Genomic DNA, 22547 nt, shown 5'->3' on the forward strand with positions numbered 1-22547 from the left:
GATGGCCGCCCTTTTTTATGTTGATGAGGTTCGTGGGTATTGTCGTCGGGTGTGGACTAACGTCAGTATTTTGATGCGCCCGTTCACTCGATAGACCAGCAGATAGTTCGGATTGACCACCATTTCCCGAGTGCCTGGCACTCGACCGGCCCGGTAACCATAGGGGATTGATGAAAGCCTTTGCGTTGCTGCACCAACCTTGTGCTGTAGAGCCACTGAAGCGTTGGAGTTGTATTGTTCAACGTAATCGATAATGTCAGCCAGATCGTTCAGAGCTTGATCGCTCCATTCAAGCAGCAGCGCGGCGCTTCCTGCGCATCTCTTCCAGCATCTGGTCAAGCATTGCCATAGCTTCATCATGGGGAATGCCAGGGCTGGGGTCATCGAGTGCCTCCTGCACCTTGGCACGAAACCAGCGATCGTAGCTCTCTGCCTCTTCTTCGGATTCGAAGTCAGAGTAAAACGGGGAAAGTAATAAGCTCATAGTGATCTCCGTGATCAATCTCAGCAGTTTAAGGGGGAATGGCCCATTGTCGTCACTGGCAGACGATGTACCCCATGAGCTCTCGAAGAACCATGGGATAACGAAGCCCAGTATCTGCAAGCGCCCCTTTGGAATCTGCCGGACGTTTCCCTCCGTTGTCCGGCAATCTCGACCGCCGTTGTAGGCCTATTCCTCCACTCTGTTTTTCAGGTTTCCAGCCTACAAATCCGCGCGCACCTTCCTACAAATGCACTCAGAACGCATACGGAATACTCACCTTCGCCCACAACATTTCCCCCTCTGGCCGGTTCTCCACGTCAAACTCCTTGGCCCAGCGAATCTCCGCGCTGGCGTACTTGAGAAAGGTGAAATGCAGCGCCGGGCCAATCGCGAAGACTTTGCCGCGCACGCCGTCGTCCACATCCTGCCCCGCGAACTGCACAGTGTGGCCGTACTGTTTGTCGTCGGTGGTCTGCTTGAGGTAGTAGCCGTTGAGGCCGAACATCACATCGTCGGTGATCTTGTAGCTGGCCGAATAATCGAAGTGGAAGATCTGCCCGGACTTGTAGTCGGTGTCCTTGTTCTTCTCGTTGAAGCTGTAGGTGGTCTTCATCGACACTTCGGTCTTGTCGGTCGGCAACCAGGTGAAGGAGAACAGCGGCTTGTAGGTGTAGAAATTGTTGCTGGTGTTGGCCAGCCGATCGACGCTGTATTCACCCGTGGGCAAGGTGACTTCAAGGGCGGCGCCGAGGGTCAGGTTCTTTCCCATGTCCCACAGGATGATCGGCGCAATGGTGGTATCGCCCATGCCTTCGCGGGTATCGCTGACGCCGTAGACTGAGACTTCCTGCTTCAGCCATGGCTGGGCGATGTAGCCGGCCAGACGTCCGCCGAACACTCGTATCGGGCTCAGGTAATCAATACGCGGGATCACCGCTGTGGATTCGATCTCGACATTCGGCACTTTGCCGCCCAACGAGCTGATGTTGAGCTTCGTCGACTTGTAATGGTTGTAGTAGAGGTTGAACGCGACCATGTTCTCCGGAAGGCTGTCGACCTCCAGCGGCAGCATGAAGAACCCGTCGGTGCCGGGGCCGATGTTGTCGACCCCGGCTTCGGTGGCCAGGGCCGGCAGGGCCGCGGAGCAACCGAGCAGAGTCAGTGCCAGACGCAAGGGGAATGTGGCGCGGTTCGGGCTCATGGCTGTCCTCATTATTATTGTGTTGGGACGTGGCGCCGGTACGCAGAACGTCCGGCACCATAGAAATAAGCGCTTGGCGCCCGACGGGGCAGGGTATTGGCGGACAGTTAGGGGGGCTTCTGCGGACAGTCGGCCAACCCTGTGCTAACTTCCTTCGACATAACCGGTTACAAAAATAACAATCAAGCGTGATCCGGAATGTCAGCCCCCATGAACGTAAAAGTCCAAGACCCCACTTTTGAACTGGCGCTGGTCTCGCCGTTTCTCCTGCAAACCCTCGCCGAAGTCGCGCAGAACAAAGGCATCGACCCCGAAAGCCTGTGCCGTGGCCTGGGTTTCACCTTTGAAGATCTGCAGGATCCGGCGCAACGCATTTCCTACCGCCAGGCCGTGGCGATGATTCAACGCGCGCTCAAAGTGCTGCCCAATCAGGGGCTGGGGCTGTGGGTCGGGGCGCAGAATGTGTTGGGTACGCTGGGGTTGCTCGGGCACGTGCTGTCGCTGTGCAAGACCTTGCGCGATGCCTTTGCATTGGGTATCCGCCACCAGCACACCTCCGGCGGAATCGTGGTGTCCAGTGTCGATGTGGTCGGCGACCAGGTGCGCCTCGATGCCGAATGTCGCTTGCCGTTCGCCGATGTGCAGGTGTTCGCCGTCGAAGAGTTTTTCGCCAGCCTGCTGGTGTATGGCCGGGCCTTGGTGGGCCATGAGTTCAAGGCGATTGCCGTGGAGTTCGTGCACGCCGCGCCGGATTACCTGAGCGAATACCACCGCCTGCTCGGGCCCGATGTGCGCTTCGGCTGCCTGCACAATCGCATGCTGATCGATGTCCAGTGGCTGGACGTCAATCTGCCCAATCATCATTCACTGGCGCTGCGTCAGGCGGTTGCCTTGCTAGAGCTGGAAGCGGCACAGGTACATCAGAAACTCGATCTGATCCAGGCAGTGGAACGGGCGATTGCCCGGGACTTGAGCCGGGGCAGCCATATCGAAAAAATCGCCGGCGACCTGAACATGAGCAGCCGCACCCTGCGCCGCCGTTTGACCGAGCATGCACTGACGTTCGAGGGGCTGCTGGAACAGGTGCGCCAAGCGCGGACCATGAGTCTGCTGGCCAATCCTGAGATGCCGATTGAACGCATCACCGAAGAGGTTGGCTACAGCGACGTGCGCAGTTTTCGCCGAGCGTTCAAGCGCTGGACGGGGATGAGCCCGAGTGCGTGGCGCCAGGATGCAAGCACCGCTTAGACATCGGTCCCCTGTGGCGAGGTAGCTTGCTCCCGCCGGGCTGCGCAGCAGACCCAAAACCTGCCACGCCATTCCTCCAGACACACCTTGCCGGCGGGGTTTGCGGGTGCTTCGCCCCCGAGCGGGAGCAAGCTCCCTCGCCACAGGCTTCCGTGCGCCACTCACCAGTATTTCAACCCCACAAACCCTCCGGCCACAGGTAAACTCCCGCGCACTTTCCCAAGGAGTTCACATGAGTTACTACCAGCCGGGCATTCTCGCCACCCCTGTTCCTGCGCAAGCACGTCACCTGTTTTTCGCCCTTGAGTCGGTAGCCGCACTGCCGCAGGCGATCGACAACCTGATGAATCTGGTGGACGGCAAATCGGCTGTGATCGGTTTCGGTGAATCCCTGACCAAGGCCCTGAATGTGCAGATCGACGGTCTGCGCAGCTTCCCGGCCATGACCGGCGTCGGCGTGGAAAACCCGTCGACCCAGCACGCACTTTGGGTCTGGCTGCACGGTGTCGACCGTGGCGAACTGCTCAATCGCTGCAACGCCTTCGAAGCCGCGCTGGCCCCGGCGCTGCGCCTGGTGCAGGCGCAGGAAACCTTCCGCCACAAGGACGGCCATGACCTGACCGGCTACGAAGACGGCACCGAAAACCCGCACGATGACGCCGCGATTGCCGCCGCGTTGCTGGGCGAGGGCGCTGATGGGCTGGTCGGTGGCAGTTTCGCCGCGATCCAGCAGTGGCAGCACGACCTCAAGGGTTTCCACAAGCTGTCCGCCGAAGACAAGGACAACATCATGGGCCGTCGCCTCAGCGACAACGAAGAGATCGACGACGCGCCGGTCTCCGCCCACGTCAAACGCACCGCCCAGGAAAGCTTCGCCCCCGAAGCCTTCGTCGTGCGTCGTTCGATGCCGTGGATCGAAGGCGAGCGTGCCGGCCTGATGTTCCTCGCGTTCGGTGTTTCGCTGGACGCCTTCGAAGCCCAGCTGCGGCGCATGAGCGGTCTGGAAGACGGCATCACTGACGGTCTGTATCGCATCAGCCGGCCGATCACCGGCGGCTACTACTGGTGCCCGCCGCTGAAGGACGGCCACCTCGATCTGCGCGCGTTGCGCATCGGCTGAGTGTTTCAAACAAAGGGAGTTGAGCATGGACGTGGTGCGGTGGGGCATGATCGGTTGCGGCAGCGTCACGGAACGCAAGAGCGGGCCGGCCTTCTACAAAGCGCCCGGCTCGGCGCTGGTGGCGGTGATGGGCCGCCGCCTTGAAGCGGTGACCGATTACGCCGCGCGCCATGGCATCGCTCGGGTTTATACCGATGTCGATGCATTGATCAACGACCCCGAGGTGGACGCGGTGTACATCGCCACGCCACCCGACAGCCACCACGTCTACAGCCTGAAAGTCGCCGCCGCCGGCAAGCATTGCTGCGTCGAGAAACCGATGGCGCTCAACGCCGGGCAAAGTCGCGAGATGCAGCAGGCATTTGCCGACACCGGTTTGCACCTGTTCGTTTCCTACTACCGCCGTTCGTTGCCGCGTTTTGCCCAAGTGCGGCAATGGCTGGAGCAGGGCCGCATCGGCGAGGTGCGGCACCTGAGCTGGACGCTGACCAAGGCCCCATCGGCAGCAGATCTGGACGGCAGCGCCAACTGGCGAACCGATCCGAGCGTGGCCGGTGGCGGTTACTTTGCCGATCTGGCCAGCCATGGTTTCGACCTGTTTCAGTATTTGCTCGGCGATATCGTCGAAGTCGCCGGTTTCACCGCGCGCCAGGCCGGTTTGTATGCGGCGGAAGACGCGGTCAGCGCCAGTTGGCGCTTCGCCTCCGGAGCGCTGGGCATGGGCTGCTGGAGCTTTGTCGCGGATCGGCGCGAGGATCGGGTCGAGATTATCGGCAGTGGAGGGCGCATCAGTTTTTCCGTATTCGATGAGCATCCGGTCCAGCTATTTGCCGACGAACAGATCAGTCTGGAAATCCCCCATCACGAACACATTCAGTGGCATCACGTCCTCGGCATGAATGCGCACATCCGTGGCGATTCGCAACATCCGGCGGTGGCCGAACAAGCCCTGAAGACCGATTGGGTGATGGACCAAATCCTCAAACGGTACTGATCCTCCAGACCACAACACCATTTCCTTGTGGGAGGGGGCTTGCTCCCGAAGAGGCCGGCATTGCTGGCATTTCCATCGCCTGAGACACCGCCTTCGGGAGCAAGCCCCCTCCCACAAAGGTCTGTGTGTCGTCGTGTCTAAGGTTATGCCCATTCGGTATTTCTCAAGCTTGTCATAACGTCTCTAAGATCACGTCATAACTCGTTATAACAAGTGATCCCTGATGACCGATAACGTCCTGTCCCTCAGTAGCGTCCCGCTGCACACCCAACTGCGTGACGTCCTGCGCGCACGCATTCTTGATGGCGAATACCCGCAAGACAGCCAGATGCCGTCCGAAAGCGAACTCGGCACGCTGTTCAAAGTCAGCCGCATCACCGTGCGCCAGGCGCTGGGTGATCTGCAGAAAGAAGGGCTGATCTTCAAGATCCACGGTAAAGGCACCTTCGTCGCCAAGCCGAAAACCTTTCAAAACGTCAGCAGCCTGCAAGGCCTCGCCGAGTCCATGACCGGGCGCGGTTACGAGGTGATCAACCGTCTGCGCAGTTTCAAATTCATCCCCGCCGACAAACGTGTCGCCGAGCGCCTGCAAGTCGCCGAAGGCGAGACCGTGGCGCAGATCAAACGCGTTCGGCTGATCAACCGCGAGCCTATTTCGCTGGAAATCACCTACCTGCCCAAAGCCATCGGCGAACGGCTGGAGAAGGCCGATCTGGTGACTCGCGACATCTTCCTGATTCTGGAAAACGACTGCGGCATCGCCCTCGGTCACGCCGATCTGGCGATCGACGCGGTGCTGGCTGACAGCGACCTGACCCAGGCGCTGAACGTCGAGGCCGGCTCGCCGATCATGCGCATCGAACGTCTGACCCACGACGCCAACGGCCAGCCGCTGGACTTCGAACACCTTTACTACCGTGGCGATGCGTTCCAGTACCGCCTGCGGATCGACCGGCAAAAAGGGGCGTGACATGACCCGCAAGACCTTAGAGCAGGAATACGACATCGTCGTGATCGGCGGTGGCACCGCCGGCCCGATGGCGGCAATCAAGGCCAAAGAGAAGAACCGTGATTTGCGCGTGCTGCTGGTCGACAAGGCCAACGTCAAACGCAGCGGCGCGATCAGCATGGGCATGGACGGCCTGAACAACGCGATCATCCCCGGCCACTCGACGCCGGAGCAGTACACCAAGGAAATCACCATTGCCAATGACGGCATCGTCAATCAGGCGGCGGTGTACGCCTATGCGACTCACAGTTTTGAAACCATCGAGCAACTCGACCGTTGGGGTGTGAAGTTCGAGAAGGACGAAACCGGCGATTACGCCGTGAAAAAAGTCCACCACATGGGCGCCTACGTGCTGCCGATGCCGGAAGGGCACGACATCAAAAAGGTCCTTTACCGCCAGTTGAAACGTGCGCGGGTGAGCATCACCAATCGCCTGGTCTGCACCCGTTTGCTGACCGACGAGGAGGGCGCGGTCAACGGCGTGATGGGCTTCGACTGCCGCACTGCCGACTTCCATGTGATCAAGGCCAAAGCGGTGATCCTCGCCTGCGGCGCGGCCGGTCGCCTAGGCCTGCCGTCCTCAGGCTACCTGATGGGCACCTACGAGAACCCGACCAATGCCGGCGACGGCTACGCGATGGCGTATCACGCCGGGGCCGAGCTGGCGAACCTCGAATGCTTCCAGATCAATCCGTTGATCAAGGACTACAACGGCCCGGCCTGCGCCTATGTCACCGGCCCGCTCGGCGGCTACACCGCCAACAACAAGGGCGAACGCTTCATCGAGTGCGACTACTGGAGCGGGCAGATGATGTGGGAGTTCCACCAGGAACTGGAAAGCGGCAACGGCCCGGTGTTCCTCAAACTCGATCACCTGGCCGAGGAAACCATCCAGAACATCGAGGAAATCCTGCACAGCAACGAACGCCCGAGTCGCGGCCAGTTCCACGCCAATCGCGGCACCGATTACCGCACGCAGATGGTCGAGATGCACATCTCGGAGATCGGTTTTTGCAGCGGCCATTCGGCGTCCGGGGTGTGGGTCAACGAGCGTGCCGAGACCTCGGTGAAAGGTTTGTACTCGGCAGGTGACATGGCCGCTGTGCCGCACAACTACATGCTCGGCGCGTTCACCTACGGCTGGTTCGCCGGGCACAACGCGGCGGATTTTGTCGCCGGGCGCGAGTTTTCCGCGCTGGATGCCGCACAGATCGAAAAGGAGCAAGCGCGGGTCTACGCACCGCTCGATCGAGAGCACGGGCTGCCGCCGGCGCAGGTCGAGTACAAGCTGCGGCGCTTCGTCAACGACTACCTGCAACCGCCGAAAGTGACCAAAAAAATGCAGATCGGTCTGCAGCGCTTCAGCGACATCGAACGTGATCTTGAGCAGATGAAAGCCAACAACGCTCACGAGCTGATGCGTGCCATGGAAACCAGTGTGATCCGCGACTGCGCCGAAATGGCCGCGCGCGCTTCACTGTTCCGCGCCGAGAGCCGCTGGGGCCTGTACCACTGCCGCGTCGATCACCCGCAGCGCAACGACAGCGAGTGGTTCTGCCATTGCCATCTGAAGAAGGGTGAAGACGGCCGCATGACCAGTTTCAAGAAACCCGTCGAGCCGTACATCATCCCGCTCGATGCCGAAGAAATGCAGGCTTACGACCGCTTGCGGGTGGGCGCGTTCGCCGCTTGATGCATCACCAGAGAGAGTCCGAACCATGGCCTATCAAGCCCAGGAAATCTTCTTCCGCTCCAACGCCCCGGTCACCGTGGACGAGGACAAATGCATCGCCGAAAAAGGCTGCACCGTGTGCGTCGACGTCTGCCCGATGGACCTGCTGGCAATCAACCCGGCCACACAAAAGGCCTACATGGCGTTCGATGAATGCTGGTACTGCATGCCGTGTGAGAAGGATTGCCCGACTGGTGCCGTCAAGGTCGACATCCCTTATCTCCTGCGCTGATCCTGCTCGAAATGTGGGAGCGAGCCTGCTCGTGAAAGCGGTGGGTCATTTAGCAATGATGTCGACAGATACGCCGCTTTCGCGAGCAAGCTCGCTCCCACAATGGATCGAGTTACTGCACAAATTGAGTACGCCAAAACCCTGTGGGAGCGAGCTTGCTCGCGAAGAGGCCCGCCCAGACAACCCAAAGCCATCCGGAAACCCCGGACGCTGGATTCACCGAAACCCCTCGTTTCCCACCGCGCCCTGATCGCGGCGGAGACGAACATCCAATAAATGATTCGAGGGGAAACACTCATGTTGCGTGCAGCAATCGCCGGTCTGGTACTGGCTTCATTCACTCTGTCGGCCTCGGCCGAAACCATCCGTATCGCCATCGGCACCCAGGACACCACCATCAACTGCGCCGCCGGCGGACTGTTGATTCGTGAGCTCGGTCTGCTCGACAAATACCTGCCGCACGACGGCGCCTATAAAGACGCGAAATACGACGTGCAGTGGAAGAACTTCACCAGCGGCGCGCCGCTGACCAACGAAATGGTCGCCGGCAAACTCGACTTCGGCGCCATGGCCGATTTCCCAGGCGCGTTCAACGGTGTGGCGTTCGAAACCGCCGGCAAGCACAGCCTGTTCATCAGCGTGTTGTCGGGCAGCATCAAGGGCAGCGGCAACGGCATCGTGGTGCCGAGTGCGTCCGGGGTGCAGGCGCTGAGCGAACTCAAGGGCAAGACCATCTCGGTGCCGTTCGCCTCGACCGCCCACGGCATGCTGCTGCGCGCGGTGGCGGAGCAGGGCTGGGATCCACTGAAAGACGTGAACATCATCGCTCAGCCACCGGAAGTCGCCGGCTCCGCGTTGCAGGCCGGCAAGATCGACGCCCACGCCGATTTCGTGCCGTTCGCCGAGCTGTTCCCGAGCCGTGGTTTCGCCCGCAAGATCTACGACGGCGCCCAGGCCAATGCGCCGACTTTCCACGGCGCGCTGGTCGATCAGGCCTACGCGAAACAGTACCCGGAAATCGTCGTCGCCTACCTGCGCGCGAGCATCGAGGCCAACCAGTTGCTGGCCGCTGAACCTGAGAAGTACAGCGAGCTGATCGCCAAAGTCACCGGCGTCGATGCCGAGGTCAACTACCTGTTCCACGGCCCGCTCGGCGTACAGACCCGCGACCTGAGCTGGAAGCCGGAGTACCGTCAGGCGGTGGGTACGGCGATCGACACCCTGAAGCTGCTGAAGAAGGCTGATCGCGGCCTCGACCTCAACACCTTCATCGACGATCAGTACATCCGCGCCGCCTTCAAGGCCTCGAATCTGGACTACACCGCGCAACTCGCCAATTACGCGCAGACGCCGTTGAAAGCGCTGGATGCGGCCAGCGGCAAAGCGATCACTGACTTCAGCCACGTCGCCGAAATCTGGGTGCGCGGCGAAGACAAGGTGCGCCAGTACGCCTCGGCTGAATCGGCGTTCACTGCGCTGGCCGCGTTGAAGCAGGAAGGCAAAAACATCCGCGCGGTGTATGCCCAGGCCAGTGACAGCGGGATCAAGTTGCTCGCCGATCAGGCGTGGTTCGCCAGTGATGCCAAGGGCCGCCTGAGCGCGTTTCTGCTCAAGGGCCAGGCCCAGCAATATGCGGCGGCGCAGGGTGGCAAGGTCTTCGATTTCACCGATGCCACGACCCAGGCTGTGGCCGTGCGCTGATCTTAGGCACACCACATTCCCTTGTGGGAGCGGGCTTGCTCGCGAATCCGGTGTATCAGTAAGCAAATGATTGCCTGACACCCCGCATTCGCGAGCAAGCCCGCTCCCACAAGGGGGATCTCGGTTGAGAGGAAAAATTGTGTACCGATCATTTTCACGCTGGGTTCCAAGGGCCGCTTCTTTGCTGCTCTGCCTGCTGTTCTGGCAACTCGCCGCCAGCCACCACTGGAACCTTGGCCTGGTCACCTTCGCCAACGTGCCCACTCCACTGGCCGTGATCGAAGCGGCGCTGGGTCTGGGCGATTCCGGCAAGTTGCTGCAACACTTGACTGCCAGCCTCAGCCGCGTGTTCGCCGGCTATCTCGCGGCATTGATCATCGGCATCGCCCTGGGTCTCGCCATCGGCCGCTCGAAATGGGCCGAAGACCTGCTGTTGCCACCACTCGAAGTGCTGCGTCCGATTCCGGCGGTGGCATGGATTCCGCTGGCGATCCTGATGTTCCCGTCGTCGGAGCTGTCGATGGTATTCATCACCTTCACCGGTGCGTTGTTCCCGATTTTGCTCAACACCGTGCACGGGGTGGAAGGGGTCGACCCACGGTTGATCGCCTCGGCAAAAAGCCTCGGGGCAGGGCGCCGGGCGATTCTGCTGGAAGTGATTTTGCCGGGTGCCGCCCCGAGCATCATTACTGGCCTCGCCATCGGCATGGGCACCTCGTGGTTCTGCCTGGTCACGGCGGAAATGATCTCCGGCCAGTTCGGCATCGGTTACTACACCTGGGAGTCCTACACCATTCAGAACTACGCCGACATCGTCGTCGGCATGCTGCTGATCGGTGTGCTGGGCATGGGCAGCAGTCTGCTGATCAAGCGTCTGGGCGGGCTGTTCACGCCCTGGCACCGACCACGAGGAAAAGCCTGATGAGCGCAATGCAAACCCCCGAAGGGCGGATCGATATTCGCCAGTTGTCGATCGTTCTCGGCGAAGGCCAACACGCTTTCGAAGCCGTGCAGGGGCTGGATTGTCAGATCGAGCCGGGCCAGTTCGTGTGCATTCTCGGCCCGTCCGGTTGCGGCAAATCGACCTTGCTCGGTGCACTGGCCGGGCACCTGCAAGCCCATGCCGGCAGCCTCAAAGTCGATGGCGGCGAGGTCTGCGGGCCGTCGCCGCAGCGCGGCATGGTGTTCCAGCATCACACGCTGTTTCCGTGGCGCACGGTGCGCGACAACGTCGCTTTCGGCCTGAAGATGCGCGGCATCGGCAAGGCTGAGCGCCATCGCGCGGCGGATGAAATGCTCAAACTGGTCGGCCTCGACGGCTTCGCCGAACGCTGGCCCGATCAGCTTTCCGGCGGCATGCAACAACGGGTCGAGATCGCTCGGGTGCTGGTCAACCGTCCACGGCTGTTGTTGATGGACGAACCGTTTGGTGCGCTGGATGCCTTGACCCGCTTGAACATGCAGGAACTGCTGCTGGACATCTGGACGCGCATCCGCACCACCGTGGTGTTCGTTACTCACGATATCGACGAGGCGCTGTTTCTCGCCGATCGCTTGCTGGTGATGAGCGCGCGACCGGGGCGAATCATCGAGGACCTGCGCCTGGACTTCCCGCGTCCGCGTACCAGCGAACTGGTGACCAGCCCCGAATTCTCCCGCCTCAAACGCCATTGCCTCGACCTGCTGCGCCACGACAACCCCCGACCGCTGCCGCGCCTCAACCCGCTCGGCCTGCCTCCCGAAAACCCTTTGCCGCGATTTGCACTATGACCTCATTTTTTGCTGTGACCGATAACGACGACATCCTTGCCCTGCAACCGCGTCTGACCGCTGACGATGCCGGTGTACGGCGCATTGCCCTGATCGAACTGGCTGATCTGGAAGAGCCGGACGGGCTGCTGTGGCTGGTTGAAAAACTGAGCGAAGATCCTGCCGAAGAAGTCCGCGCCGAAGCCGCGCGGCTGCTGGAAGCCTGGGAGGACGAACCGGTGGTGGCTGCGCTGTGCCGGGCGCTGACCGATCCGTCTCCGGCCGTGCAGGCGGCCGCCGCGCAAAGCCTGAGTCTGCTCAAAACCGAAGCGGCAGGCCGGGTGATTCTGCCGTGGACCGATCACGCCGAAGTCAGTGTGCGAATCGCCGCGTTCCGTGCCTTGCGCGAACTGCGTTTCGCCGACGCCGCACCGGCTGCAATTGCGGCACTCAACGACAGCGACGCCAACGTACGCCGCGAAGCCGTGGGCGTTCTGGGCTGGCTCAAACAGCTCGACGCACTGCCGGCCCTGGCGCGACTGGCCAGCGCCGACCCGGACACCGAAGTGCGCCGCGCCGCCACCGGTGCCCTCGGTCTGGCGTCCGGTGCCGAAGTGCTGCCGGCCCTGCGTCAGGCGCTGCAGGACGCTGCCTGGCAAGTGCGCGAAGAAGCGGCCACGACGCTGGGCAAAGTCGGCCACAGCGACGCTGGTCCGGCGTTGATCGCCGCCCTCGGCGATGACTATTGGCAAGTGCGCTTGCGCGCCACTCGCAGCCTCGGTCGTTTGCGTTTTGCACCGGCGCTGGACGCTCTGATCGAGACCCTCGGCCATCGCATCAGCAACCTGCGCAAGGAAGCCGCGCTGGCCCTCGGTGAGTTGAATGATCGCGGCGCGGTGGCGGCGTTGCAGGCGGCGCAGGATGACGGTGATCCGGAAGTGCGCAAAGCGGTGCGGATTGCCTTGAGTCAGCTGCAATGAACCCGCTGTCGCTGGGCAATTCGCAGAGCGAGCAGACCCTGCGCCTGAGCTGGCCGGACGGCCGCGAGTCGCTGTTCAATCACGCCGAACTGCGCCGCCAGTGCCCGTGCTCGCAGTGCCGCGCGTTTCGCCTGAAAGGTGTTACTCCGCTGGTGGATGACCGTGTTCGTCTGATCGAGATCAACCCGCAGGGGTATGGCGTGCAACTGGTGTTCAGCGACGGCCATCAACGCGGGATCTACCCGTGGGGCTATCTGGCACAACTTGGTTCTTAGCTTCACCACAATCATCTGGGGGAGCAAGCCTGCTCCCACAGGGGAATCGTGATTTTCAGAAGGATTGACTCAGGCTGGCGACGACAGTGGCGGTGCACACATCCTTGAATCCCCAGTTGCTCAGGCACTGGCTCTGCGACAGATCGGTGTCGATGTAGCTCAGGCCCAACACCACCCCGGCCAGATTGTGGGTCACTTTGACCTCCCATTCGCGATAGCTGTTCTCGCCATGCCCGGACGCCGAGTACAGGTGCGGGTCCTTGAAGTCCATGTTGCCGTAACGCAGTTTCAGCCCGGAATCGAACGGCAGCTCGGTTTCATAACCGACATAGGTGTAGAGCGAGCTCTGCTTGCTGTCGACCCCCGGCGCATCGCTGGAGTAATACGCCGCCAGCTTCACCCCGTAGACGCCGAGAATCCCGTAGACCTCGCTCTGGTTGAACTGGCTTTCCTTGGGGTAGGCGTACTTGAGGTAACCCAGATCGAGGCTGACGTCCTCGGTGGCCTGCCACAGCCAGCCGGCGTAGTAATCGACTTCCTGACGGGTTTTCAGACCACCGCCGAAATCGACGTTGGAGCTCCAGGCACCCGCGTACAAACCGCTGCTGTGCGTCAGGGTCAGGCCGGCTTGCAGGGCCGGGTCGTTTTGCGTTTGCGAGATGCCGCGGGTCCGGTAGTCGCTGGCCAGAGTCAGGTCGACCAGCACGGCGAAGTCGTCGTTCAGGGGGATCGCCTGGCTACTCAGGGGCAACAGACTCAAGGAACTCAGGGCGAGCAAGGGCAAGGCTTTCATGTGAAGTCCCGATGTTGTGATTGTTATAGGGGCTGGAAAATGCAGTGGAAATGCTTGGGTAGGGTGAAAGTCCCTGTGGGAGCGGGCTTGCTCGCGAAGACGGTGGGTCAGGTATCGAAATGTTTGCTGACCGGACGCCTTCGGGAGCAAGCCCCCTCCCACAAAAGAGGGAGGGATCCTGTTGTTATTGGGCGGCGGTGTAGACCTGACGCCCACCAAACCAGGTCTGCAGGACCTGGGTGTCATGCAGGGCTTTTTCGTCGACGCTGAACACGTCGCGGTCGACCACGATGAAATCGGCCTGTTTGCCCGGCGTCAGCGAGCCGATCTGCTGGTCGAGGCCGATGGTCCGCGCCGCGTTGGCGGTGTAGGCGTAGAACATGGTTTCGCGGTCCAGACGCTCGTCGGCATTCAGCACCCCCAACGGGCCGACGCGGGTGATGGCCTGGGCCATGGCGTTGAACGGATTGGGCGACGACACCGGCCAGTCGCTGGCACCGGCAATCGTCGCGCCCTGTTTCAGCAGCGAGTGCGCCGGGTATTGATAGCGGAAGGCGAGTGCGCTGACGTAGGGCTTGATCATGTCGGTGGTGTAGTCATCGGCGCTGGCCCACAGCAATTGCATCGAGGCGACCACGTTCAGCGGTTTGAAGCGGGCGAACTCTTTTGGATTGACCATTTGCAGGTGGGTGATCGAGTGAGTAATGCCGCTCTGCCGATCCTTGCGCGCGCGTTCGATGCCATTGAGTGATTCCCGCACCGCACGGTCGCCGATGGCGTGGATGTGCACCAGCCAGCCGCGCTGGTCGATGGCGCTGACCAGTTCGCCGAAATGCTGCGGGTCGATCAGCAGCTCGCCCTGTTTGTGCGAGTTGCGGTACGGATCGATCATCGCCGCGCTCTGCGCCGGGTACTCGATCACGCCATCGGCGAAGATCTTGACTCCGGGCAGGGTCAGGTTGGGGATGCCCTGAAATTGCTGGCGCACCTTATCCAGCGTATCGAGATCGGCCGGCAGGCTTTTCGGGTTGGCGACCAGCAACGCTGCAACGTGCACGCTCATGTCGCCGCTTTCCGACAGCGCTTTGTAGGCCGGCAGCACGCCGACGGTTTTCTCGGTGGGTTTGAGGGCGAAGACCGGCTCGCCCGGTGCGGCGTTGGCGGCGGGGTCCATCCACGCGGTGATGCCGAGGCTGTTGTTGAAGCGCACAGCGGATTTGGCCGCGGTGAGCATATCGGCCGGGCTCGGCACCGGCATTTTCGCGGCGACCCGATCCCAACCGGCATCGACCAGAAAACCGTTGGGCTCGCCGCTGGCCAGTTTGCCGATCGTGTCTTGTTCCGCAGCGGGCAGGGTCTTGAGCAACGCCGCGTCGATGCCGGCGCGCTTGAGCATCACGTTGTTGGCCCACGCGGTGTGGTGATCGCTGCCGGTGAACACCACCGGCACGTCAGCCCATTCGCCGTGGTTGAAGGTCTTGCCCAGCGCTTCGGCCTGCGCCCAGTACGCTGAACTCATGCCGGCAATGCTCAGCACATCGCCATGTCTGGCCTTGCCGTCGTCACGCCAGGCGCGCAGGCGTTTTTCCAGTTCATCGAGGGCGACGACTTCGTCTTCCATGTTGGCAGAGACCATTTCCAGGCCACCGAAAATCGCGTGGGAATGGCTGTCGATCAAGCCAGGCATCAGCGTCTTGCCGCCGAGGTCGATGACCTGGGTGCCGGGCTCGATCAGCGCCTTGATCTGTGCGTCGCTACCGACTTTCAGCACTTTGCCGTTTTCCACGGCCAGCGCCTGCACCTCCGGTTGTGAACGATCGGCGGTGAAAATCTTGCCGTTGACCAGTACCAGATCGGTGGCGGCCATGGCTTCCATCGAGGCAAAACTTATAGCGGTAACCAACAGGCTCGGGATGAATCTTTTCATTGAAGATTTCCTTGTTATTGCGTCTGATGGCCAGATTAGTGGCTGACACTGGCCGACAGAACGCCTTCCTCACGAAAAACGTTTTTGCCTGAATGGAAAAAGCATGGACAAGCTGGGTGCACTGAAAATGTTCGTGGTCACCGCACAGCTCGGCAGTTTCAGCCGTGCGGCCGAGCAACTGGGCAAGACTCCGTCGGCCCTGACCAAAGCGGTCAATCACCTGGAAACGGAACTCGGCGCGCGACTGTTCGAGCGCAGCACACGGCGGATTCTGCTCACCGAAATCGGCCGGGTCTATCTGGAAACCGCGCGGCTGGTGTTGCAGCGGCTGGAGGAGGCCAGCGAGGAAATCGAGCAGTTGCAGCACGGTCTGCGCGGCAGCCTGAAAATCACCGCACCGCTGGCGTACGGGCGAGCGTTTCTCGATCAGGTGTGCGACGGCTTTTTGCAGCAATACCCGCAGATCAGCCTGCAAGTGGATCTGTGCGACGCGTTCGTCAATCTGCTGGAAAGCGGCTATGACCTGGCCTTGCGCGAAGGCCATGACGACCTGCCGGGGCTGATTGCCCGGGTGGTCGGCAGCAACCGTCTGGCCTTGTGCGGCAGCCCGGACTATCTGGCGCGCAAAGGGTTGCCGGTCACCCCGCAAACCCTCGAACAGCATGAATGGCTGCTGTATCAGCATCCGTTGCTCAGCCGCGAGTTCTGGTGGGCCGAACGCGACGGCCAGCGCCTGAGCCTGGCGCAACCGACGGCGCCGCGCTTGCGCAGCGACAATTACGACCTGTTGCTGGCCAGCGCGCTGGCCGGACGCGGCTTGCTGCACACGCCGCTGTGGAGCGCCGCGCCGTACATTGCCGATGGGCGTCTGGTGCGGGTCATGGCTGACTATGAAATCGACCCCGACACCTTCGGCCCGCACATTCTCGCGGTGTACCCGAGCCATCGACGGGCCACGGCCAAGGTCGTCGCATTCATCGATTACATCGCCTCCTTCCTCGCCGAACGTGGCCTCAACTGACACCCCGTTCCCCTGTAGGAGCTGCCGCAGGCTGCGATCTTTTGATCTTTGTGGAAGGTCGGCTTGGGCCGACTGGCGGTGCTTGTCAGTAAAATCCCACAGGAGTACAAATGTACTCCATGACCAATTTGACTCCCCGCCGTACCGCCATCCTGACCTTTATCCGCGAACGCATCGCCGAACACGGTCAGCCCCCAAGCCTCGCTGAAATCAGCGAGGCTTTTGGTTTTGCCTCGCGCAGCGTGGCGCGCAAGCATGTGCTGGCGCTTACCGAAGCCGGGTTTATCGAGGTCAATCCGCATCAGGCCCGGGGCATTCGCCTGCTCGGGCAGCCGGCGCGGCCGGAGCTGCTGGATATTCCGGTGCTCGGCCGGGTGGCCGCCGGTGCGCCGATCGGTGCCGATGCCGATATCCATAGCCGCTTGATGCTCGACCCGGCGCTGTTCTCCCGTACCCCCGACTACATGCTGCGGGTGCAGGGCGACTCGATGATCGAGGACGGCATTCTCGACGGCGATCTGGTCGGCGTGCGGCGCAATCCCGAAGCGCTCAACGGCCAGATCGTGGTGGCGCGGCTCGACGGTGAAGTGACGATCAAACGCTTCGAGCGCGTCGGCGATGAGGTTCGGCTGCTGCCGCGCAACCCGGCGTACCAGCCGATTGTCGTGCGCGATGATCAGGACCTGGCCATCGAAGGCGTGTTCTGCGGTCTGGTGAGGCAAGGCTGATGGGCGCCGTCGTTGCACTCGATACGCTGTTCAATGGCGGCCAGGTCTGGAAGGGCCGGCCTGCGCCGCCGACGACCAGCCCGCAACCCACCGGCCATGCCGCGCTGGATGCGGCACTGCCCAGCGGTGGCTGGCCGGAAGCGGCACTGAGCGAAATCCTCCTGGCCGGCCCCGGGGTTGGCGAGCTGCAACTGGTGTGGCCGACGCTGGCGCGGCTGTCGACGGCGGGCGAGCGCATTGTGCTGGTGGCACCACCGTTCGTGCCGTACCCGCAGGCGTGGGCGAACGCCGGGGTCGATCTGCGTCAGTTGTCGGTGATTCAGGCCAGCGAACGCGATGCCTTGTGGGCGGCGGAACAATGCCTGCGCTCGGGCAGTTGCGGCGCGGTGCTGTGCTGGCCGCACAAGGCCGATGACCGCGCGTTGCGGCGCTTGCAGGTGGCGGCGGAAACCGGCCAGACCCTGGCGTTTGCCTGGCGCCCGTTGAGCGAGGCGATCAATCCCTCGCCGGCCGCGTTGCGCATCGCCATCGACGCCAGACCGGCTCAGTTGCGCGTGCTCAAGTGCCGTGGCGGGCTGGCGCGCACGGCGCCGATTGCGTTTGCCGTGGGGCACTGAGGTCGTCATGCGCTGGGTGTGTATTCTGTTCCCGCAATTGGCCCTCGACGCCGTGCTGCGTCAGCGTGCCGATCCCTCTGAGCCGTTGGTGCTGCTCAGTGGCCCGGCCCAGCGCCGGGTGCTGCAAGCGGTCAATCCGGCGGCGCGTCAACTCGGCCTGCGCGCCGGTCAGTCGATGACCGCCGCGCAGGCCCTGAGCAAAGGCTTTGCCACCGCCGATTACGACCTGGCCGAGGTCGAGCGCTGGCAGCAGTTTCTCGCCGCGTGGGCTTACCGGTTCAGCGCGCAGGTCAGCGTGCATTACCCGCGCACCGTGGTGTTCGAGATCGAGTCGAGCCTGGGTCTGTTCGGCTCCTGGGCGCAGTTCGAAGCGCGGCTGCGCAAGGAACTGACTGAGCTGGGTTTCCGGCATCGCATCGTTGCCGCGCCCAATCCGGTGGCGGCGCGGGTGCTGGCCAACGCCTACGACGGCCTCGTAGTACCGGACGGCGAAGCCCTGCAGCATCACCTCGGGCAGTTGCCTGTCGACCGCGTCGGGCTGGAGCCGCAGGTCGCCACCGCGCTGACGCGTATGGGCCTGCGCAACCTGAACCAACTGCAGAGCCTGCCGCGTCAGGCCCTGGCCCGGCGCTTCGAAGCATCGATGCTCAAGCATCTCGACACCTTGTTCGGCGCACGGCCGCTGGCCTTGGCGTTCTATCTGCCGCCGGATCGTTTCGATGTGCGCATCGAACTGAATTTCGACGTGCAATCCCATCAGGCGCTGCTGTTCCCGTTACGGCGTCTGACCGCTGACCTGTCGGCGTTCCTCTGCGGGCGTGACAGCGGCGTGCAGCGTTTCGACCTGCATCTGGAACACGCCGGGCTGCCGGACACGCTGATCAAGGTCGGCCTGCTCAGCGCCGAGCGCGATCCGGCGATGCTTTTCGAACTGGCCCGTGGACGACTGGAGCAAGTCCAGGTCGAGGCCCCGGTGCGCGGCTTCCGCCTGCGTGCCGAAGATCTGCCGAGTTTTGTGCCGCAGTGTCAGGAACTGTTCGATGACCGTCCGCAACAGACCTTGCCCTGGGAGCAATTGCGCGAACGTCTGCGTGCACGGCTCGGCGATGACGCGGTGCAGGGCCTGCGCTTTCAGGCCGACCACCGCCCGGAATGCGCGTGGCAGCACGGCGTCGACAAGCAGCGTTGCAGCGGTTTGCCGAGCGTGCAGCGACCGGGCTGGCTGCTCGGCGAACCGCAGAGTGTGCCGGAAGGTTCGGCGCGAATCCTCATGGGCCCGGAGCGCATCGAATCCGGCTGGTGGGACGGTGACGATGTGCGTCGCGATTACTACCTGATCCAGAACCGTGCCGGTCAGCAAGGCTGGGCCTATCGGGCCGTGGGCGAGGGCGGTCCGTTGTGGCTGCAGGGCTGGTTTGCATGAACGACGGCTATGCCGAGCTGCACTGCCTGTCGAACTTCAGTTTCCAGCGCGGCGCCTCCAGTGCCCTTGAGCTGTTCCAGCGGGCGAAAAAGCACGGCTATCAGGCGCTGGCGATCACCGATGAGTGCACGCTGGCCGGGATCGTTCGCGCCTGGCAAGCGGCGAAATCGGTTGAACTGCCGCTGATCATCGGCAGCGAAATCCGCATCGACAACGGCCCGAAACTGGTACTGCTGGTGGAGAACCTTGCGGGCTATCAGGCCTTGTGCGGCTTGATCACTCAGGCCCGACGGCGTACGCAGAAGGGCCAGTACCAAGTGCTGCGCGAGGACTTCAGCGAGCCGTTGCCGGGTTTGCTCACGCTGTGGGTGCCGGATAGCGTCGATGACGTGGAGGAGGGGCGCTGGCTGAAGCAGACCTTCGGCGAGCGCCTGTATCTGGCCGTGCAATTGCATCGCGGGCAGGACGATCAGCGTCGGCTGGCGGCACTGTTGAGTCTGGCCGATCAGTTGCAGATTCTCGCCGTGGCCAGCGGCGATGTGCACATGCACGCCCGTGGCCGGCGCGCCCTGCAGGACACCATGACCGCGATCCGCCATCACGTCCCGGTGGCCGAGGCCGGGTTGCGCCTGCACCCCAATGGCGAGCGGCACCTGCGCAGCCTCGAGGTGTTGCGCGAGCTGTATCCGCCGGTGCTGCTCGACGCCTCGGTGCAACTGGCCCGGCGCTGTACTTTCGAGCTGAGCGAGTTGCGCTATCAATATCCGAAAGAGCTGGTGCCAGAGGGTCACACCGGCAGTTCCTGGCTACGTCAGCTGACTAAAGAGGGCATCGCCTGGCGCTGGAAAAAAGGCGCGCCCTTCAAGGTGCTGAGGCAGATCAACAAGGAACTGAAGCTGATCGCCGAACTCGGCTACGAAAGCTACTTCCTCACCGTGCACGACGTGGTGCGCTTTGCCCGCGATCAGCAGATTCTCTGTCAGGGCCGCGGTTCGGCGGCCAATTCGGCGGTGTGTTTTGCCTTGGGCATCACTGAGATCGACCCGGATCGCACCACGCTGCTGTTCGAGCGTTTCATGTCGAAAGAACGCAACGAGCCGCCGGACATCGACGTCGACTTCGAGCACGAACGCCGTGAAGAAGTCCTGCAATACGTGTTCCGCCGTTATGGCCGGCAGCGGGCGGCGCTGACGGCGGTGGTCAGCACTTACCACGCCGCCGGGGCGGTGCGTGACGTGGCCAAGGCCCTCGGTCTGCCGCCGGATCAGATCAATGCACTGGCCGATTGCTGTGGCCACTGGAGCGACGAAACACCGCCACTGGCGCGTTTGCTGGAAGGCGGGTTCGACCCCGACAGTCCGGTGCTGCGTCGGGTGCTGAGCCTGACCGGGCAACTGATCGGCTTCCCCCGGCACTTGTCGCAGCATCCTGGCGGCTTCGTGATTTCCGAGCAACCGCTGGACACGCTGGTGCCGGTGGAAAACGCCGCCATGGCCGAGCGCACGATCATTCAGTGGGACAAGGACGACCTCGATGCGGTCGGGCTGCTCAAGGTCGATATCCTCGCCCTCGGCATGCTCAGTGCCATCCGCCGTTGCTTCGATCTACTGCGTCGTCATCGCCATCTCGATCTGAGCCTGGCGACGATTCCAGACAAAGACAAACCGACCTACGAGATGATCAGCCGCGCCGACACCATCGGCGTGTTTCAGATCGAGTCGCGGGCGCAGATGTCGATGCTGCCGCGGCTGAAACCGGCGAAGTTCTACGATCTGGTGATTGAAGTGGCGATCGTCCGCCCAGGGCCGATTCAGGGCGGGATGGTCCATCCGTACCTGCGCCGGCGTAACAAGGAAGAACCGGAAACCTATCCCTCGCCGGAACTTGAAGTGGTGCTCAAACGCACCCTCGGCGTGCCGCTGTTTCAGGAACAGGTGATGCAGATCGCCATCGTCGCCGCTGACTACAGTCCCGGCGAGGCCGATCAGTTGCGTCGTTCGATGGCCGCGTGGAAACGCCACGGCGGCCTGGAGCCGCATAAGGAGCGCCTCGCCGCCGGCATGAAGAAAAACGGCTACACCGAGGAATTCGCCGCGCAGATCTTCGAGCAGATCAAGGGTTTTGGCAGCTATGGATTTCCCGAGTCCCACGCCGCCAGTTTCGCCTTGCTGACCTACGCCAGTTGCTGGCTCAAGTGCCACGAACCGGCGGCGTTTGCCTGCGCGTTGATCAACAGTTGGCCGATGGGTTTTTACAGCCCGGATCAGATCCTTCAGGACGCCCGTCGGCATCAGTTGCAGATCCGTCCGGTGGACGTGCGCGCCAGCGACTGGGATTGCAGCCTGGAACCGATCAGCGGCGCGCAGCCGGCGATCCGCATGGGCCTGCGGATGATCAAGGGCTTTCGCGAGGATGACGCCCGGCGCATCGAAGCGGCGCGGGCGCGCGGGGCGTTTGCCGATGTCGCCGATCTGGGCGAGCGGGCCGCGCTCGACAGTCGCGCCCAGGCGCTGTTGGCTGACTCCGGCGCGTTGCGCGGCATGGCCGGGCATCGGCATCGCGCACGCTGGGAAGTGGCCGGGGTGCAGAAACAGCTGGGCCTGTTTGCCGGGTTGCCGAGCCAGGAAGAGCCCGATGTGCTGCTGCCCAAACCGAGTGTCGGTGAAGACCTGCAGGCCGATTACGCGACCATCGGCACCACGCTGGGGCCGCATCCGTTGGCGCTGCTGCGTGGCGAACTGAAGGCGCGACGTTGTCGCAGTTCGCAGGAGTTGCTGGACGTCGAACACGGGCGGCCGGTGAGCGTCGCCGGGCTGGTCACCGGGCGGCAGCGACCGGGCACTGCCAGCGGCGTGACTTTCGTCACCCTCGAGGACGAGTTCGGCAACGTCAACGTGGTGGTCTGGCGCGATCTGGCCGAGCGTCAGCGTCAGGTGCTGGTCGGCTCGCAACTGCTCAGGGTCGATGGCCGCTGGGAGCGCGAGGGCGAAGTGCGGCATTTGATCGCCGGACGGCTGAGCGACCTGAGTCCGCTGCTGGATGGCATTCGCGTGCAGAGCCGCGATTTTCACTAAATCCAGAACACCACAAATCTCCCCTGTGGGAGCGGGCTTGCTCGCGAAGACGGTGTGTCAGTCAGCACAAATGTATCTGACAGAACGCCTTCGCGAGCAAGCCCGCTCCCACAGGGGATTTGTGTGCGTCCAGACAAGCCAATTCATTGGCGTCAAAAATATCTGTCGCCAATGATGGCACTTTGTCATAATGCCGCCCCTTTTCCGCTCCCCACCGCCTTGCCGTGCCGGGACACACC

21 protein-coding genes are annotated in these 22547 nt (G+C 62.5%); 16 read left to right on the top strand and 5 right to left on the bottom strand.

All coding sequences use genetic code 11. The features are described 5' to 3' along the window. Positions 1–15: 15 nt before the first annotated feature. The 3 genes from NTD85_RS23975 to NTD85_RS23985 all read right to left on the bottom strand — a co-directional run bounded on the left by NTD85_RS23975 (position 16) and on the right by NTD85_RS23985 (position 1685). Positions 16–384 (bottom strand): type II toxin-antitoxin system RelE/ParE family toxin, encoded by a 369-nt coding sequence (locus tag NTD85_RS23975; RefSeq protein ID WP_315975172.1) that lies wholly within the window; start codon positions 382–384, stop codon positions 16–18. Further along, positions 290–484 (bottom strand): stability determinant, encoded by a 195-nt coding sequence (locus NTD85_RS23980; RefSeq protein ID WP_095136765.1) that lies wholly within the window; start codon positions 482–484, stop codon positions 290–292. The genes NTD85_RS23975 and NTD85_RS23980 overlap by 95 nt, the downstream gene beginning before the upstream one ends. Positions 485–737: 253 nt before the next feature. After that, positions 738–1685, bottom strand: a complete 948-nt coding sequence (locus NTD85_RS23985; protein ID WP_262143372.1) for a transporter — start codon at positions 1683–1685, stop codon at positions 738–740. A gap of 210 nt (positions 1686–1895) precedes the next feature. Here NTD85_RS23985 and NTD85_RS23990 point away from each other — a divergent pair, with 210 nt between their 5' ends. From NTD85_RS23990 to NTD85_RS24040, 11 genes are all read left to right on the top strand, one after another. After that, entirely contained in the window at positions 1896–2933 is a 1038-nt protein-coding gene (locus NTD85_RS23990) for an AraC family transcriptional regulator (protein WP_262143373.1), read from the top strand. A 232-nt stretch (positions 2934–3165) separates the two neighbouring features. Beyond that, a complete protein-coding gene (locus NTD85_RS23995) occupies positions 3166–4053 on the top strand; it encodes a Dyp-type peroxidase (RefSeq protein ID WP_003225622.1) in 888 nt (295 codons plus the stop codon). A 25-nt stretch (positions 4054–4078) separates the two neighbouring features. Next, positions 4079–5047, top strand: coding sequence for a Gfo/Idh/MocA family protein (locus NTD85_RS24000; RefSeq protein ID WP_262143374.1), 969 nt, complete (start codon positions 4079–4081; stop codon positions 5045–5047). Between the two features lie 223 nt (positions 5048–5270). Further along, positions 5271–6017: a GntR family transcriptional regulator gene (locus NTD85_RS24005; RefSeq protein WP_047597718.1), complete on the top strand. Its 747-nt coding sequence runs from the start codon at positions 5271–5273 to the stop codon at positions 6015–6017. A gap of 1 nt (position 6018) precedes the next feature. Further along, complete coding sequence (locus NTD85_RS24010) at positions 6019–7749, top strand: fumarate reductase/succinate dehydrogenase flavoprotein subunit (RefSeq protein ID WP_262143376.1); 1731 nt, start codon at positions 6019–6021, stop codon at positions 7747–7749. Between the two features lie 25 nt (positions 7750–7774). Beyond that, positions 7775–8020: a ferredoxin family protein gene (locus tag NTD85_RS24015; protein WP_003225615.1), complete on the top strand. Its 246-nt coding sequence runs from the start codon at positions 7775–7777 to the stop codon at positions 8018–8020. 276 nt (positions 8021–8296) lie between these two features. After that, on the top strand, positions 8297–9721 hold the full coding sequence (locus NTD85_RS24020) for an ABC transporter substrate-binding protein (RefSeq protein WP_262143378.1): 1425 nt from the start codon (positions 8297–8299) through the stop codon (positions 9719–9721). A gap of 139 nt (positions 9722–9860) precedes the next feature. Beyond that, positions 9861–10643: an ABC transporter permease gene (locus NTD85_RS24025; RefSeq protein WP_226499161.1), complete on the top strand. Its 783-nt coding sequence runs from the start codon at positions 9861–9863 to the stop codon at positions 10641–10643. Beyond that, positions 10643–11491 carry an ABC transporter ATP-binding protein gene (locus NTD85_RS24030; protein ID WP_103484088.1) on the top strand — a complete coding sequence of 283 codons (849 nt, stop codon included), beginning with the start codon at positions 10643–10645 and terminating at the stop codon, positions 11489–11491. The genes NTD85_RS24025 and NTD85_RS24030 overlap by 1 nt, the downstream gene beginning before the upstream one ends. Next, on the top strand, positions 11488–12450 hold the full coding sequence (locus NTD85_RS24035; RefSeq protein WP_262143379.1) for a HEAT repeat domain-containing protein: 963 nt from the start codon (positions 11488–11490) through the stop codon (positions 12448–12450). The genes NTD85_RS24030 and NTD85_RS24035 overlap by 4 nt, the downstream gene beginning before the upstream one ends. Next, positions 12447–12725 (top strand): DUF971 domain-containing protein, encoded by a 279-nt coding sequence (locus NTD85_RS24040; RefSeq protein WP_262143380.1) that lies wholly within the window; start codon positions 12447–12449, stop codon positions 12723–12725. The genes NTD85_RS24035 and NTD85_RS24040 overlap by 4 nt, the downstream gene beginning before the upstream one ends. Before the next feature lie 55 nt (positions 12726–12780). Here NTD85_RS24040 and NTD85_RS24045 read toward each other — a convergent pair whose 3' ends face one another. Both NTD85_RS24045 and NTD85_RS24050 read right to left on the bottom strand, forming a co-directional pair. Continuing rightward, complete coding sequence (locus NTD85_RS24045; protein ID WP_262143381.1) at positions 12781–13518, bottom strand: TorF family putative porin; 738 nt, start codon at positions 13516–13518, stop codon at positions 12781–12783. A 184-nt stretch (positions 13519–13702) separates the two neighbouring features. Further along, positions 13703–15445 carry an amidohydrolase gene (locus NTD85_RS24050; protein ID WP_262143382.1) on the bottom strand — a complete coding sequence of 581 codons (1743 nt, stop codon included), beginning with the start codon at positions 15443–15445 and terminating at the stop codon, positions 13703–13705. A 103-nt stretch (positions 15446–15548) separates the two neighbouring features. Here NTD85_RS24050 and NTD85_RS24055 point away from each other — a divergent pair, with 103 nt between their 5' ends. From NTD85_RS24055 to NTD85_RS24075, 5 genes are all read left to right on the top strand, one after another. Beyond that, positions 15549–16466, top strand: coding sequence for a LysR family transcriptional regulator (locus NTD85_RS24055; protein WP_262143383.1), 918 nt, complete (start codon positions 15549–15551; stop codon positions 16464–16466). 110 nt (positions 16467–16576) lie between these two features. Further along, on the top strand, positions 16577–17194 hold the full coding sequence (gene lexA / locus NTD85_RS24060) for a transcriptional repressor LexA (RefSeq protein ID WP_003225601.1): 618 nt from the start codon (positions 16577–16579) through the stop codon (positions 17192–17194). Further along, the gene (gene imuA / locus NTD85_RS24065; protein WP_262143384.1) at positions 17194–17811 is read left to right on the top strand and encodes a translesion DNA synthesis-associated protein ImuA; all 618 of its coding nucleotides are present in this window, start codon (positions 17194–17196) and stop codon (positions 17809–17811) included. The genes lexA and imuA overlap by 1 nt, the downstream gene beginning before the upstream one ends. Before the next feature lie 7 nt (positions 17812–17818). Next, positions 17819–19234 (top strand): Y-family DNA polymerase, encoded by a 1416-nt coding sequence (locus NTD85_RS24070; protein WP_262143385.1) that lies wholly within the window; start codon positions 17819–17821, stop codon positions 19232–19234. Further along, positions 19210–22308, top strand: coding sequence for an error-prone DNA polymerase (locus tag NTD85_RS24075; RefSeq protein WP_262143386.1), 3099 nt, complete (start codon positions 19210–19212; stop codon positions 22306–22308). The genes NTD85_RS24070 and NTD85_RS24075 overlap by 25 nt, the downstream gene beginning before the upstream one ends. Positions 22309–22547 lie beyond the last annotated feature (239 nt).

It is taken from the genome of Pseudomonas sp. 13B_3.2_Bac1, from assembly GCF_025466205.1.
GTDB classification, from domain to species: Bacteria; Pseudomonadota; Gammaproteobacteria; order Pseudomonadales; family Pseudomonadaceae; genus Aquipseudomonas; species Aquipseudomonas fluorescens_H.